General features: G+C 41.6%; 13 protein-coding genes and 3 tRNA genes. 11 read left to right on the forward strand and 5 right to left on the reverse strand.

Annotated features, from left to right (window positions below; genetic code table 11):
- The first annotated feature begins 126 nt into the window (after positions 1 to 126).
- Both BUC20_RS28980 and BUC20_RS28985 read left to right on the forward strand, forming a co-directional pair.
- On the forward strand, positions 127 to 2,853 hold the full coding sequence (locus BUC20_RS28980; RefSeq protein ID WP_073236811.1) for an amidohydrolase family protein: 2,727 nt from the start codon (positions 127 to 129) through the stop codon (positions 2,851 to 2,853).
- Positions 2,846 to 4,162 carry an amidohydrolase family protein gene (locus BUC20_RS28985; protein ID WP_073236813.1) on the forward strand — a complete coding sequence of 439 codons (1,317 nt, stop codon included), beginning with the start codon at positions 2,846 to 2,848 and terminating at the stop codon, positions 4,160 to 4,162. Before BUC20_RS28980 ends, BUC20_RS28985 begins: the two co-directional genes overlap by 8 nt.
- A gap of 105 nt (positions 4,163 to 4,267) precedes the next feature.
- Here BUC20_RS28985 and BUC20_RS28990 read toward each other — a convergent pair whose 3' ends face one another.
- Together BUC20_RS28990 and BUC20_RS28995 are read right to left on the reverse strand one after the other, a co-directional pair.
- The gene (locus BUC20_RS28990) at positions 4,268 to 4,819 is read right to left on the reverse strand and encodes a cysteine hydrolase family protein (protein WP_073237610.1); all 552 of its coding nucleotides are present in this window, start codon (positions 4,817 to 4,819) and stop codon (positions 4,268 to 4,270) included.
- 181 nt (positions 4,820 to 5,000) lie between these two features.
- Complete coding sequence (locus BUC20_RS28995; protein WP_073236816.1) at positions 5,001 to 5,585, reverse strand: Crp/Fnr family transcriptional regulator; 585 nt, start codon at positions 5,583 to 5,585, stop codon at positions 5,001 to 5,003.
- 227 nt (positions 5,586 to 5,812) lie between these two features.
- Between BUC20_RS28995 and BUC20_RS29000 the strand changes: the two genes are divergently transcribed.
- A complete protein-coding gene (locus BUC20_RS29000) occupies positions 5,813 to 9,034 on the forward strand; it encodes a TonB-dependent receptor (protein WP_073236818.1) in 3,222 nt (1,073 codons plus the stop codon).
- Between the two features lie 196 nt (positions 9,035 to 9,230).
- Here the strand turns inward: BUC20_RS29000 and BUC20_RS34010 are convergent.
- Together BUC20_RS34010 and BUC20_RS34015 are read right to left on the reverse strand one after the other, a co-directional pair.
- Positions 9,231 to 9,376 (reverse strand) — tRNA-Asp (locus BUC20_RS34010).
- Between the two features lie 99 nt (positions 9,377 to 9,475).
- Positions 9,476 to 9,583: transfer RNA gene (locus tag BUC20_RS34015), tRNA-Asp, on the reverse strand.
- 153 nt (positions 9,584 to 9,736) lie between these two features.
- On the opposite strand from BUC20_RS34015, the gene BUC20_RS29005 reads away from it, so the two are divergent.
- The 3 genes from BUC20_RS29005 to BUC20_RS29015 all read left to right on the forward strand — a co-directional run bounded on the left by BUC20_RS29005 (position 9,737) and on the right by BUC20_RS29015 (position 12,714).
- Positions 9,737 to 10,210, forward strand: coding sequence for an Lrp/AsnC ligand binding domain-containing protein (locus tag BUC20_RS29005; RefSeq protein WP_073236821.1), 474 nt, complete (start codon positions 9,737 to 9,739; stop codon positions 10,208 to 10,210).
- A gap of 330 nt (positions 10,211 to 10,540) precedes the next feature.
- Positions 10,541 to 11,308: a hypothetical protein gene (locus tag BUC20_RS29010; RefSeq protein WP_073236824.1), complete on the forward strand. Its 768-nt coding sequence runs from the start codon at positions 10,541 to 10,543 to the stop codon at positions 11,306 to 11,308.
- A gap of 5 nt (positions 11,309 to 11,313) precedes the next feature.
- A complete protein-coding gene (locus tag BUC20_RS29015) occupies positions 11,314 to 12,714 on the forward strand; it encodes an RtcB family protein (RefSeq protein ID WP_073236827.1) in 1,401 nt (466 codons plus the stop codon).
- A gap of 51 nt (positions 12,715 to 12,765) precedes the next feature.
- On the opposite strand, the gene BUC20_RS29020 is transcribed toward BUC20_RS29015, so the two are convergent.
- The gene (locus BUC20_RS29020) at positions 12,766 to 13,812 is read right to left on the reverse strand and encodes a helix-turn-helix transcriptional regulator (protein ID WP_073236830.1); all 1,047 of its coding nucleotides are present in this window, start codon (positions 13,810 to 13,812) and stop codon (positions 12,766 to 12,768) included.
- 413 nt (positions 13,813 to 14,225) lie between these two features.
- Between BUC20_RS29020 and BUC20_RS34020 the strand changes: the two genes are divergently transcribed.
- The 5 genes from BUC20_RS34020 to BUC20_RS29040 all read left to right on the forward strand — a co-directional run bounded on the left by BUC20_RS34020 (position 14,226) and on the right by BUC20_RS29040 (position 19,191).
- Positions 14,226 to 14,288: transfer RNA gene (locus BUC20_RS34020), tRNA-OTHER, on the forward strand.
- Positions 14,289 to 14,717: 429 nt separating this feature from the next.
- Positions 14,718 to 15,812, forward strand: a complete 1,095-nt coding sequence (locus BUC20_RS29025; RefSeq protein ID WP_073236833.1) for a slipin family protein — start codon at positions 14,718 to 14,720, stop codon at positions 15,810 to 15,812.
- An 87-nt stretch (positions 15,813 to 15,899) separates the two neighbouring features.
- Positions 15,900 to 16,676 carry a nucleotidyltransferase domain-containing protein gene (locus BUC20_RS29030; RefSeq protein ID WP_073236836.1) on the forward strand — a complete coding sequence of 259 codons (777 nt, stop codon included), beginning with the start codon at positions 15,900 to 15,902 and terminating at the stop codon, positions 16,674 to 16,676.
- Positions 16,645 to 17,709, forward strand: coding sequence for a DNA polymerase beta superfamily protein (locus BUC20_RS29035; protein ID WP_234994619.1), 1,065 nt, complete (start codon positions 16,645 to 16,647; stop codon positions 17,707 to 17,709). Before BUC20_RS29030 ends, BUC20_RS29035 begins: the two co-directional genes overlap by 32 nt.
- 57 nt (positions 17,710 to 17,766) lie before the next feature.
- Positions 17,767 to 19,191, forward strand: a complete 1,425-nt coding sequence (locus BUC20_RS29040) for an RtcB family protein (RefSeq protein ID WP_073236843.1) — start codon at positions 17,767 to 17,769, stop codon at positions 19,189 to 19,191.
- Positions 19,192 to 19,217 lie beyond the last annotated feature (26 nt).

The following is a 19,217-nucleotide window of genomic DNA, read 5'->3' on the forward strand; positions in this document are numbered from 1 at the left end:
GAAAATAGTAATGCTTATTTAAAACCATTCTAAATGATACAAAGCGCTTGTTTTCAGTAAAAAACATGTTATAAAGCCGTGTAACAGATTTTTTATGATAGATTTAGGGAACTAATCTAAATTTTTATGAAGAAAATTCTACTCTCGCTTGCGTTGGTCTTTTCTGGTACTTTCTTATTTGCACAGCAAACTTACCCTGTAAATGGTTCATACGACATCAGGCAGGGAATGTATGCGTTTACCAATGCAAATATTGTAGTTAATGCCAACCAGACCATCTCTAACGGAACTTTACTAATCAAAGGACAGACCATCCAATCTGTTGGCTCAGGAACAGCCATACCAAAAGGCTATGTGGTGATTGACCTGAAAGGCAAATACATTTACCCTTCGCTCGTAGATGCTTTTACTTCCTATGGGGTAACAGAGGCGAGCCGTCAGGGCGCCGGTGGCCCCCGTCAATCTATTTTTATCTCTACCAAAAAAGGAGCTTACGGATGGAATGAAGCGATTCGTCCGGAAACTCATGTCAACACGATCTTCGCCATAGACACTAAAAAAGCGGATGATTTGCGTAAAGCAGGTTTTGGCAGTGTGAATGTGATCAACAGAGATGGCATTTCCCGCGGAACCTCATCCGCAGTGACCTTAAGTGATGAACGTGAAAACAGCATTATCTTAAAACCTGAGGCTTCGGCCAATTATTCCTTTAATAAAGGCACCTCTCAGAATGATTATCCAACTTCTCTGATGGGTTCCATTGCCCTTTTGCGTCAGACTTATTACGATGCACAATGGTATGGCAAACAGAAAGAAGAATACAACATCTCGCTGGAAGAATTCAACAAACAACAAAACCTGCCTCAGATTTTTGAGGCCGATGGCTGGCAGAACATCCTGCGTGCCGATAAAATTGCCAAAGAGTTTGGCAAGCAGTATATCATTAAGTCTACCGGAGATGAATATCAGCGGATTGATGCCGTAAAAGCGACTGGCGCAAGTCTGATCATTCCCATCAATTTCGTTAAAGCTTATGACGTGGAGGATCCGGCAGATGCAAGAGCAGTAACGCTTACGCAGATGAAAGGCTGGGAAATGGCCCCAACCAATCCTGGTGTACTGGAAAAGGCAGGAATCAGGTTTTCTCTAACAGCATACGGCCTGGATAAACCGGGCGATTTCTGGACCAATATCCGCACTGCGATAGATAACGGTTTAAGTCAGAAGCAGGCATTACTTGCGGTTACAGAAGTTCCTGCAGCTATGATTGGGATTTCTGATAAAGTAGGGACGATTGAAAAAGGTAAACTCGCCAATTTCATCATTACTTCCGACAGCCTGTTTAAAAAGAACAATCTTGTTTTGGAAAACTGGGTACAGGGAAAACGTTTCATTACCTATCAAAAAAATGAAAAGGATACCGTCTCAAAAACGGCTGCCAAAAAGGAGGAATCCAAATCAAACTTATCTACAGGTAGCCTGATCTATCCATTTACCGCATTTGGCAATGCCAGTCCGCTAAAACAAGAGTCAGTATTGTTGAAAAATGCAACGGTGTGGACGAACGAAAAAGAAGGGATTTTGCAAAATGCAGATGTTTTACTGGAAAACGGAAAGATTAAATCGGTAGGTAAAAACCTGAGTGCAGGCAATGCAAAGGTAATTGACGCGACAGGAAAGCACATTACACCAGGCTTAATAGATGAGCATTCTCATATCGCCGGAACGGGTGGGATCAATGAAGGTGCTCAGTCATCATCTGCTGAAGTGCGGATTGCAGATATCATCAATTCGGAAGATGTGAACATTTACCGTCAGCTGGCCGGTGGGGTCACCACTTCCCAGATCCTCCATGGTTCTGCCAATCCGGTAGGCGGACAGGCGCAACTGATCAAACTTCGCTGGGGTAAGCTTCCGGAAGAGTTAAAGTTTGCCGGTTCGGATGGTTTCATCAAGTTTGCACTCGGTGAAAATGTAAAACAAAGTAATTTCGGTACAGGAGCACGTTTTCCGGTTACAAGAATGGGTGTAGAACAGTCTTTCGTAGACCAGTTTACCCGTGCAAAAGAATATAAAGCAGCAATGGCAGCAAAAGGAAGCACTGCGCGTCGTGACCTTGAGCTGGATGCGATTGTAGAGATTCTGGACAACAAACGTTTCATTACCTGTCACTCTTACGTACAGTCTGAAATCAATATGCTGATGAATGTGGCAGATAGCCTTGGCTTTAAGATCAATACTTTTACCCATATCCTGGAAGGTTATAAAGTGGCCGATAAAATGAAGGCACGTGGCATTAGTGCTTCTACTTTCTCAGATTGGTGGGCTTATAAAATGGAGGTTGCAGAAGCGATTCCTTATAATGGAAAGATCATGCACAACGTTGGGATCACCACTGCTTTCAACTCAGATGATGCAGAAATGGCCCGCAGGTTAAATCAGGAAGCAGGAAAAGCCGTATTATATGGTGGCGTTCCTGAAGAAGATGCCTTGAAGTTCGTTACGCTGAACCCGGCAAAAATGCTGCACATAGACAATAAGGTAGGTAGTATTAAAGCGGGCAAAGATGCAGATGTGGTGATCTGGTCCGCGCACCCCCTATCTATTTATGCGAAAGCAGAAAAAACATTTGTAGATGGCATCTCTTACTGGGACATCAGTCGTGATGAACAGGTAAGAAAAGAACAAAATACAGAACGCGCCAGGCTCATCAAAAAAATGCAGGACAGCAAAAGCAAAGGTGGTAAAACACAACGTCCTGTTGCAGAAAGCCCACGCATGTACCATTGCGAAACGGTGGAAGATTATTCTTTGGAACTAAACGAATCAGAAAGGACACATACTCATGAATAGATATTTTTTAACCCTGTTCCTTGCCGCAGCAACTGCCGTTTCTGGTTTTGCACAGGCCAACATCTCTCCTGCCCCGGCACAAAGCAAGCAGACCTGTATCCTTGGCGCTAAATTACACCTGGGCAATGGATCCGTAATCGAGAATGGCTACCTGATCTTTGATAAAGGCAAAATCACCGCAATCGGAGATGCTACTGTTGTCCGTTTAGACTTCACAAAAAACGAAGTGATTCAGGCCAATGGCAAACATGTTTATCCTGGATTTATTGCTCCGGTAACGAATTTAGGTCTGGCAGAATTTGAATCGGTAAAAGCGTCTCTGGATTTTTCTGAGATTGGCAACCTGAATCCTCATATCCGCTCTATCGTAGCTTATAACACCGACTCTAAGGTTCCCGCCACATTAAGAAGTAATGGCGTCCTGATGGCTCAGGTTACCCCACAGGGTGGCACTGTTTCCGGAAGCTCATCGGTAGTACAGCTGGATGCCTGGAACTGGGAAGATGCTGCGATTAAGAAAGACGATGCGATGCACCTGAACTGGCCGGTAACCCCAAAGATCAGACCTGGTTTTGGAAACCGTGGCCCTGCACTTTCACCAGAGTTACTAAAAGAAAGAACACAAAATTCCATCAATGAGCTGGAACAATTGTTTGCTGAAGCCAAAGCCTATTCCGAAACTGCTAAACCAGCGGTTACCAATGCCCGTCTGGCGGCGATGAAAAACCTGTTTAATGGTACTCAGCGTTTGTTTATTCATGTCGATGAGCAGAAAGACATTCTTGCTGCTGTAAATTTCGCGAAGAAACACCAGATCACTCCGGTAGTCGTTGGTGGAGATGAGGCCTATCTGGTGACAGATTTTTTAAAGCAGAACAATGTTTCTGTGGTGGTAAAGCAACCGCATGCGCTTCCTAATGCGACGGATGATGATGTGAACATGCCTTATAAAAATGCTGCAGTACTGGTGAACGCCGGGCTGAATGTAGTAGTGAGTATAGATGGTTACTGGCAACAAAGGAACCTTCCTTTTATGGCCGGAACCGTTGCGGCATGGGGCCTTGATCCTGAAAAAGCATTACAAACCATTACCCTGAATACCGCTAAAGTTCTTGGAATTGACAAGCGCACAGGCAGCCTGGAAATGGGTAAGGATGCGACTTTCTTTATCTCCTCCGGAGATGCATTAGACATGAGAACGAACCATGTGGAAAAAGCATTTATTCAGGGAAGAGACATCAATCTGGATAACCTGCATAAACAACTGGACAAGAAGTTCAGCGATAAATACAACGCACAAAAACCATAATTTTTTAGGTTTTTAACCGGCAAAACAAAGAGGCCCCCTTAGAAAAGGGGGCCTCTTTGTTTTGATCCATAACCGATCATATGATTGAGCCGGTTCAATTCATGACTACTTATTCTGGTTAAGAAATTCTTTGGTTGTCATGATCGTTGAATAATAAAAGCCCAATGCGCCCATCAATGCCGTTTGTACATTTTCTGCGGTTACTGTTGCCCCTTTAACTTCCAGGTCTCTTGTTGCACAGGCATCAGCAATCACCGTACATTCAAAACCAAAGTCTTTGGCAGCTTTTACTGTCGCGTCAATACAGACATGTGTCATCATACCCACTATCGTTAAATGCGTAATTCCATTGTCTTTCAGGTATTTTAACAAATCTGTTTCCCTAAAACTATTCGGATAATGTTTGATGATCAGCTTTTCAGCAGGAAAAGGCTTTACCCGGTCATTTATTTCGACGCCTTTGCTATCTGGCAGAAAAAAGGATGCAGCGGGATCTGTAGCAATGTGCTGGATGTGGATCACCGGAACTTTTTTCTCTCTGCTCTTCGCTAAAATTTGCTGAACATGGTCAGCAGCCTGTTCAGCACCTACCAGTTCCATTTTTCCTCCCTGAAAATAATCGTTTTGGACATCGATAATAATTAATGCTTGTTTCATCTTTTTGGTTTGTTTTGCTGGTGGCATTGCAAATGCCCCAAATGTGAATAGAAAATTTAACCCGAGTAATCCTAAATACTTCATTTTAAATACGTTTAATTTGGAAGTAAAAGTAGGTTTCAGCGCTCAGGGGCTAAATGTCCCAGATCAAGAGGAATGTCAGCACATCGTCAATCTATGGCTATTTCAATTTTCTCTTTTTTAACATCCGGCTAAAGAAGGAAGGGGTAACATCAATGTAGGACGCAATTTGTTGGTGGCTGAGCTGATGAAGGAGTGCAGGATATTGATGGATAAACTTTTCGAATCGCTCCTCCGCGCTCAGGCTCATACGCTCGACAATCCTTTGCTGACTGACTGCGAAGCCGCGCTCTGTAAGAATCCTGAAATAGCGTTCAAAATCCGGGTGTTTTCTGAACAGGATTTCCTGGTTATGCCTGGATAAAACAATGGCCTTTGTATTTTCGATGGCTTCAATCCAAAGGTTTCCGGGCGTTCCGGTGACATAACTTCTGATGTCTGCGATCCACCAGTCTCTGACCGCAATTGTCAGGATATGCTCAAAACCTTTTTCATCAATCAAATAGCTTTTTACACAGCCTTTATCCACAAAAGCAAAGTTTGTACAAGTCTCTCCTGCCCTCAACAACAGCTGTCCTTTATGGTAAATCCTTTCAAAGACTAAGGATTGAAAGTCTGTTTTTTGCTCATCTGTAAGGGAGATATGCCTTTCTATATTACTGATGATCAAATTAAAATTCTCCATGGCACCTTATAAATCTAAAACAGCTGATCAATATTATTAATTAATCAGCTGTTATGCGAAAATGTATTTAATTATTTTCTTAAAAACGGCTCATTTTGTTGGAAAACGCTTTAGCACAGGCTCCTGAGATGACTTATTCAAGTATCATTTCTTAATACAAAGGACCTTTTCTGCTAACATCCCTGCTTTACTTTAGCCGCGGAAAAATTAATCTAAAAATCTATTTAATGATGAGACATCTACTGTGCACCGTCCTGTTGTTTTTCTGTTTTTTTGTATTTAAAAACGAATTAGCAGCCCAAACAACGCTAGCCTCCATCTCCGGAGTCATCACGGACAATCAAAACAAACCCATTCCCGGCGTATCTGTTAAGGTAAGGAATGAGTCTACTGGTTTTACGACCAATACCACGACTAACAACCAGGGGAACTATACTTTTAAGGAGCTTCCTTTAGGGTCACCCTATACCATCACAGCCACTTATGTGGGTTTTGGACAACAACAAAGAACAGGTTATTCCCTAAATCAGGGCGATGTACTGAAGGTAAATATTGCGATGCAGGATGCCGTTGAAAGTCTTTCTGTAGTAGAGATCGTAGGATCAGGAATGAAAAACAAAACTGAAAACCTGGGTGCCTCCACGACCATTTCAGCCAGGGACATCACCAAACTTCCTGTGAATGGCCGTAACTTCACCTCATTAACAGATCTTTCTCCATTGGCAAGAGGTGGAAATATCTCCGGACAGCTTGCTTCTTCCACAAACTTCACTATTGATGGGATGAATGCCAAAAACCCAACCTCTGCAGGTGCAACCACAAGCCGAAGTGGCGCACCATATTCCCTTTCTATCGAAGCAGTTAGAGAGTTTAAAGTGGTGACCAACCAATATGATGTAACTTTTGGTCGCAGCGGAGGAGGAACCATCAGTGCGGTTACCAAATCAGGAACAAATACCCTTACCGGAAGTGCCTTCACTTATGGACGTACCGACTGGTTGGCCAGTCCTTACGCCATTAATGGAAATAAACGTCAAAATGATTTCTCTACTTATCAATATGGATTTTCCCTGGGCGGCCCGATCATCAAAGATAAACTACACTTCTTCGTGGTATGGGATCATCAACGGGATGCACGTCCGCTTCAGGTGGCAGATATACAATCCGCAGCTGATGAAACCCGCTTAAACCTTACTCAGCCTACGCTGGATCAGTATGTCAGTATTGCGCGCAACAAATATGGTGTAGCCAGCAGCCCACAGTTTGGATCATTTAATAAGAAACGAGGTTCTGATGCAGGTTTCGCCCGATTGGATTGGCAGATTAATGATAAAAACCTTTTGTCGATCCGCGATAACTATACCAATGACCGGAATAAACAGGGTTTGGAAGATAATACAGCTGTCAATCTTTATGAATCATACGGAAATGATAAGAATGTTGACAATAGTCTCCTGGCGAGCTTGAGAACATCCATTAACTCCCGTCTGACGAATGAATTGAAAGCACAACATCTTTATACTTATCAGTTGAGTAGCCCCGGAGATCAGCTGCCTTCACAAAATATCCCAAGAGCTGTTGTGGAAGGTGTAGCTTCTGTAATCGGTGGAAAATCCAAAACCACCAATATACAAATGGGGGGACATCGTTTCGCTCAGGAGGGCTTTACCAATAATGTATTTCAACTGGTAGATAATCTTTATTATAACACCGATAAAATCAAATATACTTTTGGTACGGACTTAATGTACACCCGGGCGCATTCTACTTATGGAAGTGAGCTGAATGGCCGTTTTTATTTTGCCGCTGATGCCAAAAACAACCTGACTGCTCTGGATAACTTTAACAATTTAAAGCCTTATCGTTACACACGTGAAGTTCCACTTGTTGCAGACCCTAGTGTAACTCAGGGCATATTTAGTGCCGCTCTATACGCACAAATGCAAACAAAATTAGCTTTGGGTCTTGATATGATCGCTGGTATACGCGGAGACTATACCAATTATCCGAAAGCAGCTTTCAATCAACTGGTATTTGATGAATTAGGCCTACGTACGGACAATTCGCTTTCGACTTTTCAAATCCAGCCAAGAATTCAATTGAACTGGGATATCAATGAAAACCATACCGACTATCTACGCTTCGGAGCTGGTATTTTCTCTTCAGACATCAATAATTACGCGACCATCAACAATATGGTATTTGACGGAAACCACCTTGCTTCCTTAGATGTAAGAGGCGCAAGCGTTCCTACACCAAACTTTCCCGGTTACCGCGAAAATCCGGCCAGTGCCCCTGGTTTAGACTTATTTAACCTTCCGGGTGTAAGTAAACTGATGACGATCAATACCAATGCTAGCGATGCCAGAGTACCGGTAGTTTATAAAGCAAATATATCTTACAGTCGTTTCATTACAGACCGTTTAAAAGTAGGAATCACTGGTTATGCTACTTTAGGCAGAAACAACTATATGTATGTGGATAGAAATATGGCAACTACCCCGTTTTTCCGCTTATCTAATGAAGACAATCGTGGGGTTTATGTGCCCGTAGCCGGTATTAATGCGGATAATGGCTCCGCAGACTGGCTACAAGGACGAATCAGCACCAAACTTGGCCGTGTGCTGGAGATGAACAGTAAGGGAAAAGTAAATCAGTTTGCCGCAGTAATTGACGCTACCTATCAATATTTTAAGGATGGCGAGATTACGGTTAGTTACACCCTTAATGATGCCCGGGACAATACCTCTTATAATGGTAATGTGGCAAACAGTGCCACGCTATCGCTGCCAGTAAGGGAAGATCCACGTGATCTGAGTAAAATGACCTATTCTGATAATCAATTCCGCCATAAAATTGTTTTTTATGGAACACTACCAACTTTCTATGGATTTAGTGTCGGTGTACGTTATTCGGGAATTGGTGGTACACGTTACAGCTTATTGTCTGGAGTAAACAGCAATGGCGATTTTGTAGCGACGAATGACCTGGCCTATATTTTTGACAGAAACAACACTGCTGTTCCACAAAACGTCAGAGATGGCTTACAGGCGATCCTGGATAATCCCAATGCCAGCCAGAGTATGAAAGATTATATCTTAAAATATTCAGGTAAAATTGCAGAAAGAAATGGTGGTAAAAACAATTTCTATGGTGTCTTTGATCTTAGAGTGACGAAAAAACTAAAGCTCTACAAAACCCATACCCTTGAATTTTCAGCCGATCTTTTCAATGTTGCGAACCTGCTCAATAAGAAATGGGGCGTGAATGAATCTCTTGGAAATCAGGCACTATATGCCGGTGGGATACCGAAAACAGATACTAAGCCTGGCACCCCGGCTTTTAATCCGACCACAAACAATTTTGTATATACAGTCAATTCAGCAGGTGTAGTTAACCCTTCCGGAAATCCTTATCAGGGACAATTGGGGATTCGCTACGCGTTCTAATTCATCACTTAACTAAAGTAGTAAAAGTTTAAACTACTAAAATTAAAAAAGCCGTTAATCAATGATTAACGGCTTTTTATTTGCGTTGCATGAAGGTTGTAAAATTTTTGTTTTCCTGAATACAAAAGGCGTTAAAAAGAGAGTGACCTCATCCAAGGTCACTCTTTTTTAACTAACTTATTATTCATAAAAAAACTGGCTGTTGGGGAAGGAGTCGAACCTTCAAGGGGTAGTTAGCTATAGTTCAAAAAATCAATTTGTGGTCAACCCATAAACTACGTTTATCCATTTATCCCCGCCACCGAGACAAGGAGGTGTGTCTGCCAATTTCACCACCCAACATTATGTTAAAGTACTAGTCTGAGTTTTAAGCTTTAAGTTGTTTATTTCTAAATGCACCTTAACTTAGAGCTGAAAAACTTATCACTCAAAAACTCATTGCTGTAGGGGAAGGAGTCGAACCTTCAAGGAGTAGTTAGCCCTTACGGGTTTTCCATATTCTCCACCACCGAGACAAGGAGGTGCGTCTGCCAATTCCACCACCCTACAGAGTATAAGCAAATGTTTAAAGAACTATTTTTTGTTACTTGCTTGATACAAATGTAACAACAACCCCAATACGTTGCAAATATTTTAATCATATTATTTTATTTTTACCATATTTATAATTATATTTGAATATCGTTAACAAATATCAAAATCATGCTTAAAAAAGAAAGCCAAAATTTAGAAATTGATAACCTGGATATTGACATTTTAAAACAGTTGATGCAGGATGCTACGAAACCCTATACAGAAATCGCTAAAGATCTGATCGTTTCGGGCGGAACTATCCATGTAAGGATGAAGAAACTTCAGGAAATGGGCATTATCAAAGGTTCTCATTTGATCATAGATGCGCAAAAGGCGGGTTATGACATCTGCGCTTTCCTGGGAATTTACCTGGAGAAAGGAATTCAATATAAAGATGCGGTAGCGCAGCTGAGTAAAATTAAAGAGGTCGTAGAACTACATTATACAACGGGCTCCTATAGTATGTTTGCCAAAATCATTTGCAGGGACACCAACCACTTAAGGCATGTCCTGAATGAAGAGATCCAGGCCGTTGAGGGTATCCAACGTACAGAGACTTTGATTTCACTGGAAGAAAGCATCAGAAGACAGATTGAATTGTAATTCAATCTGTTTTTCTATAAAAATTTGCTTTCTATTTAAATTTAATGATACCTTTGCAGCAATTCCTTACTATTCATCGTTTTAAATCAAAGGAATCATGACTGAACGTTTCAACATATCGCCCCTTTCGCAAGCTGCCTGATCCAGGCGGACGCATCACATTTACTTCTTTAGTATCGTGTAATTAGCTATATGGCTTTATAAGTCAGTATTGCGCATTCGTCTGCCACATTTTCCAGGTCCTGCTGCGAACTCAATAAGGGTATATCCCCCATCGGAGGATGAATTGATCCAATTCAACTACTATTATATTTTTTTGAGTACAGTCCAATGGACAATTATGAACAATCGTTCGATGTCTTGCAGTACAGATTAAAATCTGCAAGAAGAAAGAAACGATTACAAAAAAAGGATTTCGATAAGCAATTAATTCAAATCATTAAAAAGGAAAAACTGCTTTGGCAAAAGAGACGTGAGTTACCGATGATTCCGCTTGAAACGCCCTATCAGAAAGGATGGAAACGTCATTTTGTGGTTCGGGAAGACATCAAAAGATCGCCTTCAGCCGGATTTTTCACTACGCTTTTAGAAAAGATCAACACGGTGCAACACCATCCGGATAAGTCTTTCAAAATAAAGAAGAGAAGAAAAGGCTCCCGCAAAAGAAGCAAAGGACATGAGGTTAGAAGACAGTTTCTGCAAGAGTTTTCTGAATGGTACTGGAACCACCATAGCTTAAAGCTGACGGAACTGGAGAAAGCGCATTTTCATTTATACGATAAGATGAGCAAAGATGGAAAATCAAAATGTTTTGTTTACCGGTTTAATGAGCCCTGGCGGTATGTATTGCAAGTAAAGCCCCACATGATCACTGAAGTGAAAATGGTGGACAGTCTTCTGGAACAGGAAATTCAACTGCTGAAAAATTATATTACAAACCATGATTTGCAGCGCAGAATGAACAAGATCACCGGAAGAGGATACAGCGTATATGGCTGGGGAGAAGAAGTAAAACCCCGTTATCGGATTCCAAAACGAAACCGCACATTATCCGCCCTAATGGAGGAATGTGCAAATGATGAACAACAACAATATTAAACGCGATGAGCATTTTAAAAACAAAAGAACTAAGTAAAATAGGTTATATCAATGATAAAGCAAGAAGCCTGGTGATCAATACGATTGCTAAAAATTTCAAGCATCATACTAAAAACCAGATCATAGAATTATTAATCAATATTAAAAACACACCAGAGAATTATGTAGAAGACGAACAGCTCGGCAAAATTGCCGAAACATTTATGGATAAAGTAAAGGAGGTTGATTTCCAATCCTACCACCTGTTACAGGAAAGCGGAATGCTGAAGACGTATGGCAGCAAAGAGATAGAACATGGTGCAAAGAAACAAATGGAACTGGCCATGTCGCTTCCTGTTGTCACTCAGGGTGCTTTAATGCCGGATGCCCATAGTGGCTATGGATTACCAATTGGAGGTGTTTTGGCTACAGATAACGCGGTTATTCCTTACGCAGTTGGGGTAGATATCGGTTGCAGAATGGCCCTGAGCATTATAGATGAAGGTGATAGCTTTTTTAAGCGTTATAGTCACCAGATGAAAGTGGCATTAAGAGAACTTACGCATTTTGGAATGGAAGGTTCATTAGACATCCAGCCACATCATGATCTGCTCGACAGCCCTGTTTTTAAAGAAACAGAACTGCTGAAGAAACTGCATGCCAAGGCTTTCAGGCAACTGGGGACCTCTGGCAGTGGCAATCACTTTGTAGAGTTTGGCGAAATAGAATTGTATGACAACAATACACTGGGCTTGCCACCAAAGAAGTACATGGCCTTGCTGACGCATTCCGGAAGCCGGGGCTTAGGGGCTAATGTAGCGATGCATTATACCAAAATAGCCATGGATACCTGTAGGTTGCCAAAAGAAGCAAAGAGTCTGGCCTGGCTGGACATGAATACAGAGGCCGGTCAGGAATACTGGTTAAGCATGAACCTTGCAGGTGATTATGCCAGAGCTTGTCATGATGTGATCCATTCCAGTCTATTGAAATCTTTAGGCCTGCAATCATTGGCAAAAGTAGAAAACCACCATAATTTTGCCTGGAAAGACAAGCTCGCTGATGGAAGAGAAGTGATTGTGCACAGGAAAGGAGCTACACCTGCACACCAGGGAGAACTGGGAATTATTCCCGGAAGCATGGCTACCGCAGCTTATCTGGTAATGGGTAAAGGGGTTGAAAATTCTTTACACTCTGCTGCACATGGGGCCGGAAGGGCAATGAGCCGCCAAAAAGCGAAGAACAACACCACGGCCTCCGCTTTGAAGAAAATGCTGGCCACTGCCGGCGTGACCTTAATTGGGGGAAGTGTAGAGGAAAATCCTTTGGCTTATAAAGACATCGAAAGGGTGATGTATGCCCAGAAAGACCTGATCGAAGTACATGGGAAGTTCTTTCCTAAGATTGTACGGATGAACAGAGATTAAAGGTTGAGTATCATTTAATGCAAAGCCGTCTTCTTTTTAGAGGGCGGCTTTTTATGGTTTAAAGAATTCTTCTTTTTGATGTTCTTCCTTTTGATATCGCGCAGCAGCATCTTCCAGTCTTTTCCTGATCCTGGAAGCCAGGTTTCTTGGCCCCAGTACTTTCATGCATTCTCCAAAACCCAATATCTCCCGTTCCAGTTCAAAGTTCAGGACCACATCAATCCTGATGACAATGCCATCCTGATCCTCCTTTAACAGGACCTGACTATGGTGTAGTGGCTTTGTCAACACATAGGGCGCATTTCGCCTGTCTACTTTGAGGATCACTTTATGAGCCCGGTCCCGTTCCGATTTCGTTACGCCCAGTAAATCTTCAAAATAGCGGTCAAAATCAACGCCTTTGTATTCTACGAATGGTTCTTTAGTTAATTCCTGGAACTCCAGAATGCGATCGAGCGCCAAAGTAATCAGCGCCATACCTTTTCTTGGTTTTGCAATCAGAAACCATCGGTTCCTGTATTCTTTTAAGAGGTAAGGAAAATAAATACTCTGCTGTGCCTTTAGTGCCTTGAAGGACTTATACTCAATCAGCAGTGGCACTTTATTCAGGATTGCACTATACAAAGGGGTAATAAATTTCAAGCCCCGGAGCTGTTTATTACTTTCAAACTGAATGCAGTTTTTGCTTTGATTGGTAGACTTATAGAGGTTGTTTTCCAGTTTAGCGATCATATCACTCATCTCATCAAAGTAACTAAAGCCGTTAAACTGCTTTAAAACGCCAACGATTTCCTTCATCTTCTCGATATCATTGTTATTGATCGGGGCCTTTGTAATGCTGTAATTAGGATCACTATACGCATAATACTTCCGGTCTGTAACGACAATAGGTGCATTATAGCCCAGCTTATCGCTCCTCATGATTTGAATATCTGATTGAACGGTCCGCTTACTTACTCCTGAGCTGATTCCTTGATATTCGAACAGCACTGCAGCAACCTTTTCGATCAGGTCGTCGAGGCTCCATTTCCGGAACCTGTTTTTTAAACATTCATCAATGGTTTTGTAACGGATGAGGGCTAGTTTATTGATTGACATCTGAAATTTCCTTTGTATAAAAGTAACAAAAGCAATTGACTACGCAATGGAACTGCGCATTTTAAACAATCTTGTTGTTAATTCAGAATAAAATTAAAATTATCTACCTGATAATAAGCACAATGAAACAAATTCACATTATAAAAATCAACTGCGCAATTGTGCTGCGTTATAGCCCCTGCATCTTTGTAATGTCGATCACAACGACAAGTTCTTTGAATCATATCAGTACGTAAGTACTTAAAAATATTCCCGAAAGGGAATGGCAATACTACATCATTAACGCCCGCAGTTGTGTGGTTTCTGTATGGCCCCAAAGTATGAGACAATTATGTTTTCATATCCTGGCGAATTAAGGATGATAGATTGTCCACATGTTGTGTAACGCGGGTTCGAATCCCGCTCCCGGTTTCCGGGATAGCTTAGTCCGGTCAAAGCAACAACCAATATGCAGGTTCGAATCCTGCTTCCAACCAAAACTGGAATAGCAAAATGGTAATGCAATGGATTTAGGATCCACTTAGAAGAAGAGGAACTTCACAAACCCTCGCTGTTAAGCATTGGAGAAAAACATTCGGCTTAAAATCTGATCATCAGGAGATCAGGAATAAAGCAATCCAAAAGAGACTTTGAAAGTCCGAAACGGAAAAGAAGAATGTTGATTTGTCAAATATGCCATCCCCCCTGAGAACCGCTTCTGAAAAGGACGGATTGAAAGCAGGTAAAGCATCTTTAAAGATCAAAATATTCCTACCAGACGGAACTTCCGTATCCTTTGGAGGAATGTTTTTCAAAAATGCTTGTTAAAAAATAAAGAGAAAAGCTGCCGGAAGAATGGTCAAAGAGCGCACCGTTCTTCCTGATGTCAGGAATAATAAATATTAAACCAACCAAAATTAAAATATATGAAAAGAGTAACCATTAATACCAACTCTGTGGGGTTGGTTTACAAAAACAGAGAATTTAAAAGAGTATTAACTGCCGGAAACTACTGGTTAGGATTTGGAGAAACTGTAGAAGTTTATGATCAGTCTAAAACTTTTATCGCTTCTACGGAGCTGGATGTACTGTTACAAAATAAAGATTTTTCAAACCTGGTACACCTGATAGAAGTAAAAGACAACACTTTGGTCTTGGTTTATCAAAATGAGAACTTCAAGCAGGTATTGACTGCCGGAAGGTATGCGTTCTGGATCGGGTTAAACAAATACTCCTTCCTGAATGCCGACCTGAACAAGTATGAGATCACCGAAAACATCGATAAAAGCACTTTATTAAAGCCCTTGATGCAGCCTTATGTCAGATCTTTCAGAATTGAAAGCTATGAAGCCGCTTTGATGATGGTTGACGGGAAGTTTGAGCAGGTCCTGGAAGTAGGAAACTACATCTGGTGGAACAACAGTACGTTGATCCAGGTGTTGAAAACTGACTTGAGACAACTGAACATGGAAATCGCAGGGCAGGAAATTTTAACCAAGGATAAAGCGCAGTTGAGAATCAACTTCAGTGTTCAGTACAAAGTAACAGATGCCATTAAAGCCCTGTTGGAAAACAAGGAATTTGAGAAACAACTGTATGTATTGATTCAGTTATCTTTAAGAGAATTCATTGGAAGGTTAACTTTTGATGAGTTGATGGAGAGCAAGGAAAAGATTGCAAATCATGTCTTGACCAGCTCCGCAGCGAATGCCGCGCTTCTGGGGATTGAATTAATCAACTGCGGATTGAAAGACATTATACTACCAGGTGATATCAAAGAAATCATGAATCAGGTTTTGATTGCTGAAAAAAGAGCACAAGCCAACCTGATCACGAGAAGAGAGGAAACAGCCTCTACCAGAAGTTTGTTAAATACGGCAAAACTGATGGAAGATAATGCCATGTTGTATAAATTGAAAGAAATGGAATATGTAGAGAAGATTGCAGAAAAGATCAACACGATCAGCTTATCCGGAAGCGGACAAATGATCGATCAATTGAAGCAAATCTTTGTTAAATAACCAGAAGGATGAAAACATCATAAGCAGACAAATAAAACAATATGCTTATGATGGTTTCATGACTAATGAAAATCAAATTATATACTAATGAAAACAACAATCGTAAATAAACTAAGTGCAATAGAGCAGGAGTACGATCTTAAAATACTCTTCTCTTGCGAATCAGGCAGTCGGGGCTGGCAATTCCCTTCGATGGACAGTGATTTTGATGTGCGGTTTATTTATATAAAACCGCTTAACCACTATCTTTCGATATTGGAAAGAACGGATCATCTGAGTTTTCCTATAAACGATGAGCTTGACATCTATGGATGGGACCTTCGTAAAGTGTTGAATCTATTGAGAAAATCTAACACGACTCCATTTGAATGGCTTCAATCTCCTGTTGTTTATGGAGAAGAAGCGGGATTCAAATCCAGGTTATGGCATTTATGTCAGGGTTATTTTAGTCAGCGGACTAATGCACACCATTACCTCGGCATCGCGAAAGGTGCAATGGATACGATCGTCAATGAGGATGAAATAAAAATAAAGAAGTTGTTTTATGTGCTTCGCCCTCTGCTTGCTGCCAAGTGGTGTTTAGAAAAGAATCAAATCGCTCCCATGGAGATAGGTCCTTTAATGGACCTGCTTCCAGATCATTTACATACAATGGTCAGCGAATTGATCGTCTTTAAATCCACCGGAAAAGAAGGCACGATGATCAAAATACCAGTGCTACTGAAAGATTACATAGATCATGAATTTATAAACTGTACTGAAGCCGCCAAGGACCTGCCTAAAAATCAGTTTGATCTCGCAGGTCTGGATGATTTCTTCCTAAAAACAATAAATGAATATGACTATAAAAGACATAAAGGATAAAGGTTTGCTGCTCTTTGAGTGCGTCAGCGGAAGCCGGTCCTATGGACTCGAAACGGAAACCTCTGACACCGATCTGAAAGGCGTTTATTATCTTCCCAAATCGGTTTTTTATGGGTTGACATATACACCACAGATCAGCAGCGAAAGCAACGATGAAGTATATTATGAGCTGGGCAGATATGTAGAGTTGTTGATAAAGAACAACCCCAACATGCTGGAAATGTTGGCTTCTCCTGAGGAAATGATCTTATACAAACATCCGGTAATGGACAAACTGAAGAGCAGTATGTTTTTATCGAAACTATGTAAGGATACTTTTGCCGGTTATGCGATCACTCAAATCAGGAAAGCGAAAGGATTGAAGAAAAAGATCGTCAATCCGCTACCCAAAGAGCGGGCAACGGTGCTGGACTTCTGCTTTATACTGGAAAGTTACCACAGTCTTAGCCTGAAAGACTGGTTAAAAAAGCAGGGATATCAGCAGGAACAATGTGGTTTGATCAACATCCCGCATTCCAGAGGCGTTTTTGCCATGTTTTACGATCCGGAAGGAAAGTTTGGTTATAAAGGAATCGCAACGAATGCGTTTGCAAACGAACTGTCTTTATCGTCGGTACCTTCCGGAGAAAAAGAAGTTGCTTACCTGCAGTTTAACCAGGACAGCTATTCTTCTTACTGCAAGGAATACCGGGAGTACTGGGATTGGGTGGACAAGAGAAACGAAGAACGGTACCTGAATAACCTGGAACACGGAAAGGACTATGATGCGAAGAATATGATGCATACAATACGCCTGTTGCAGGTTGCTGAAGAAGTGCTGCGATGCGGAGAACTCAGGATAAAAAGACCAAACAGAGCGGAATTGCTCGCTATAAAATCGGGGCATTATTCCTATGCTGAGCTGCAAAAAATGGCAGAAGAACTGATTGGACAAATAGAGCAGGCCTACCTGGGAAGCAGTCTTCCCGATCAGCCTGATTACGATAAATTGGAAAATGTGCTCATAGAAATGAGAACGGAGTTATATCATTAAGCGAACGAATGAAACCATCATCATAGTTTTATAGCCGCTGAAAAAACAAATAAATACATGAAAACTATATTAAATGGAAATGACCTCATTGAAAATGGTTATATCCCTGGAAAAATACTCGGGCTTGCATTAAGTCTGGTTGAAAATAAATTTGAAGAATTAAACAAAGAACAGCTGATCGCATTACTACAGGAAGTAAAAGCAAAACCGGAACAGTTTATGGACCATGAGATCCTGGAAGAACTGGCAACAGCCATCATTGAAGAAGCTTCGGCACCAGCAGATGAAACCATTTCCTTATCAAAACAAGCGATAGCTTATCGCATATATGGTGGAGACCAAATAGAAAATAGTCCAAGAATGCAAATGGATATTGCGATGAGACTACCCATAAGTGTTGCCGGAGCATTAATGCCGGATGCACATCATGGATATGGCTTGCCAATAGGAGGTGTTTTAGCGACGCGTAATGCGATTATACCTTACGGTGTAGGTGTAGACATTGGTTGTCGAATGGCGCTGTCTGTATTTGATATTTCGGAAAGTCATTTCCATGAGCATGAAGCACAATTCAAGAAAGAACTGATTGCACATACCAGGTTTGGCGCAGGACGTGGTTTTATTGGTCGATACAGAGCAGATCATGAAGTACTGGAACGGGATGAGTTTAACCTTACTCCGATGATCAAAAACCTGCACGATAAAGCTTATGATCAATTAGGAAGCTCGGGAGGTGGAAATCACTTTGTAGAATGGGGGATCATTGAATTTGAAAAAGACGATGTAGTTTTAAATATTTCCAGGGGAAAATACGTTGCTCTACTGACACATTCAGGTTCAAGGGGTCTTGGAGCGACAATCGCCGGACATTATACCAAATTGGCTAAAGATTTATGTAAACTTCCAAAAGAAGCAGCAAATCTTGCCTATCTGGACATGAATTCCGAAGCTGGACAAGAATACTGGCTGGCCATGAACCTTGCAGGAGACTATGCTTCTGCCTGTCATGAAGTAATTCATAAAAGACTGACTAAAGCGATCGGTGCAGAGGTACTGGCCCGGGTAGAGAACCACCATAATTTTGCCTGGAAAGAAATCTGGAACGGGGAAGAAGTGATTGTTCACCGTAAGGGGGCTACTCCTGCCGGCAAAGGGGTGATGGGAATTATTCCAGGCTCTATGACTGCACCCGGTTTCCTTGTCCGCGGAAAAGGAGAAACTGCCGCGATCAACTCTGCTTCTCATGGGGCAGGAAGATTGATGAGCCGAACAAAAGCCATTCAAAACATCTCTAAAAAGCGGATGAGCGATAGCTTAAGGGAACATGGAGTTACCTTGATCGGTGCAGGATTAGATGAAGCTCCTATGGCTTATAAAGACATCAACCTGGTGATGGACGCTCAAAAAGAACTCGTTGATGTAGTGGCCAGGTTCAGTCCGAAGATTGTCCGTATGGCCGATGACGGAAGCCGTGAAGACTAAATGAAAAAGGTTCGGATATGTTATCC

Origin of the sequence: Pedobacter caeni, from assembly GCF_900129215.1 — a bacterium.
Classification (GTDB): domain Bacteria; phylum Bacteroidota; class Bacteroidia; order Sphingobacteriales; family Sphingobacteriaceae; genus Pedobacter; species Pedobacter caeni.

Coding starts and splice junctions, on each gene's coding strand:
- BUC20_RS28980 (WP_073236811.1), top strand. CDS start 127: ATGAAGAAAATTCTACTCTCGCTTGCGTTGGTCTTTTCTGGTACTTTC.
- BUC20_RS28985 (WP_073236813.1), top strand. CDS start 2,846: ATGAATAGATATTTTTTAACCCTGTTCCTTGCCGCAGCAACTGCCGTT.
- BUC20_RS28990 (WP_073237610.1), bottom strand. CDS start 4,819: ATGAAACAAGCATTAATTATTATCGATGTCCAAAACGATTATTTTCAG.
- BUC20_RS28995 (WP_073236816.1), bottom strand. CDS start 5,585: ATGGAGAATTTTAATTTGATCATCAGTAATATAGAAAGGCATATCTCC.
- BUC20_RS29000 (WP_073236818.1), top strand. CDS start 5,813: ATGATGAGACATCTACTGTGCACCGTCCTGTTGTTTTTCTGTTTTTTT.
- BUC20_RS29005 (WP_073236821.1), top strand. CDS start 9,737: ATGCTTAAAAAAGAAAGCCAAAATTTAGAAATTGATAACCTGGATATT.
- BUC20_RS29010 (WP_073236824.1), top strand. CDS start 10,541: ATGGACAATTATGAACAATCGTTCGATGTCTTGCAGTACAGATTAAAA.
- BUC20_RS29015 (WP_073236827.1), top strand. CDS start 11,314: ATGAGCATTTTAAAAACAAAAGAACTAAGTAAAATAGGTTATATCAAT.
- BUC20_RS29020 (WP_073236830.1), bottom strand. CDS start 13,812: ATGTCAATCAATAAACTAGCCCTCATCCGTTACAAAACCATTGATGAA.
- BUC20_RS29025 (WP_073236833.1), top strand. CDS start 14,718: ATGAAAAGAGTAACCATTAATACCAACTCTGTGGGGTTGGTTTACAAA.
- BUC20_RS29030 (WP_073236836.1), top strand. CDS start 15,900: ATGAAAACAACAATCGTAAATAAACTAAGTGCAATAGAGCAGGAGTAC.
- BUC20_RS29035 (WP_234994619.1), top strand. CDS start 16,645: ATGAATATGACTATAAAAGACATAAAGGATAAAGGTTTGCTGCTCTTT.
- BUC20_RS29040 (WP_073236843.1), top strand. CDS start 17,767: ATGAAAACTATATTAAATGGAAATGACCTCATTGAAAATGGTTATATC.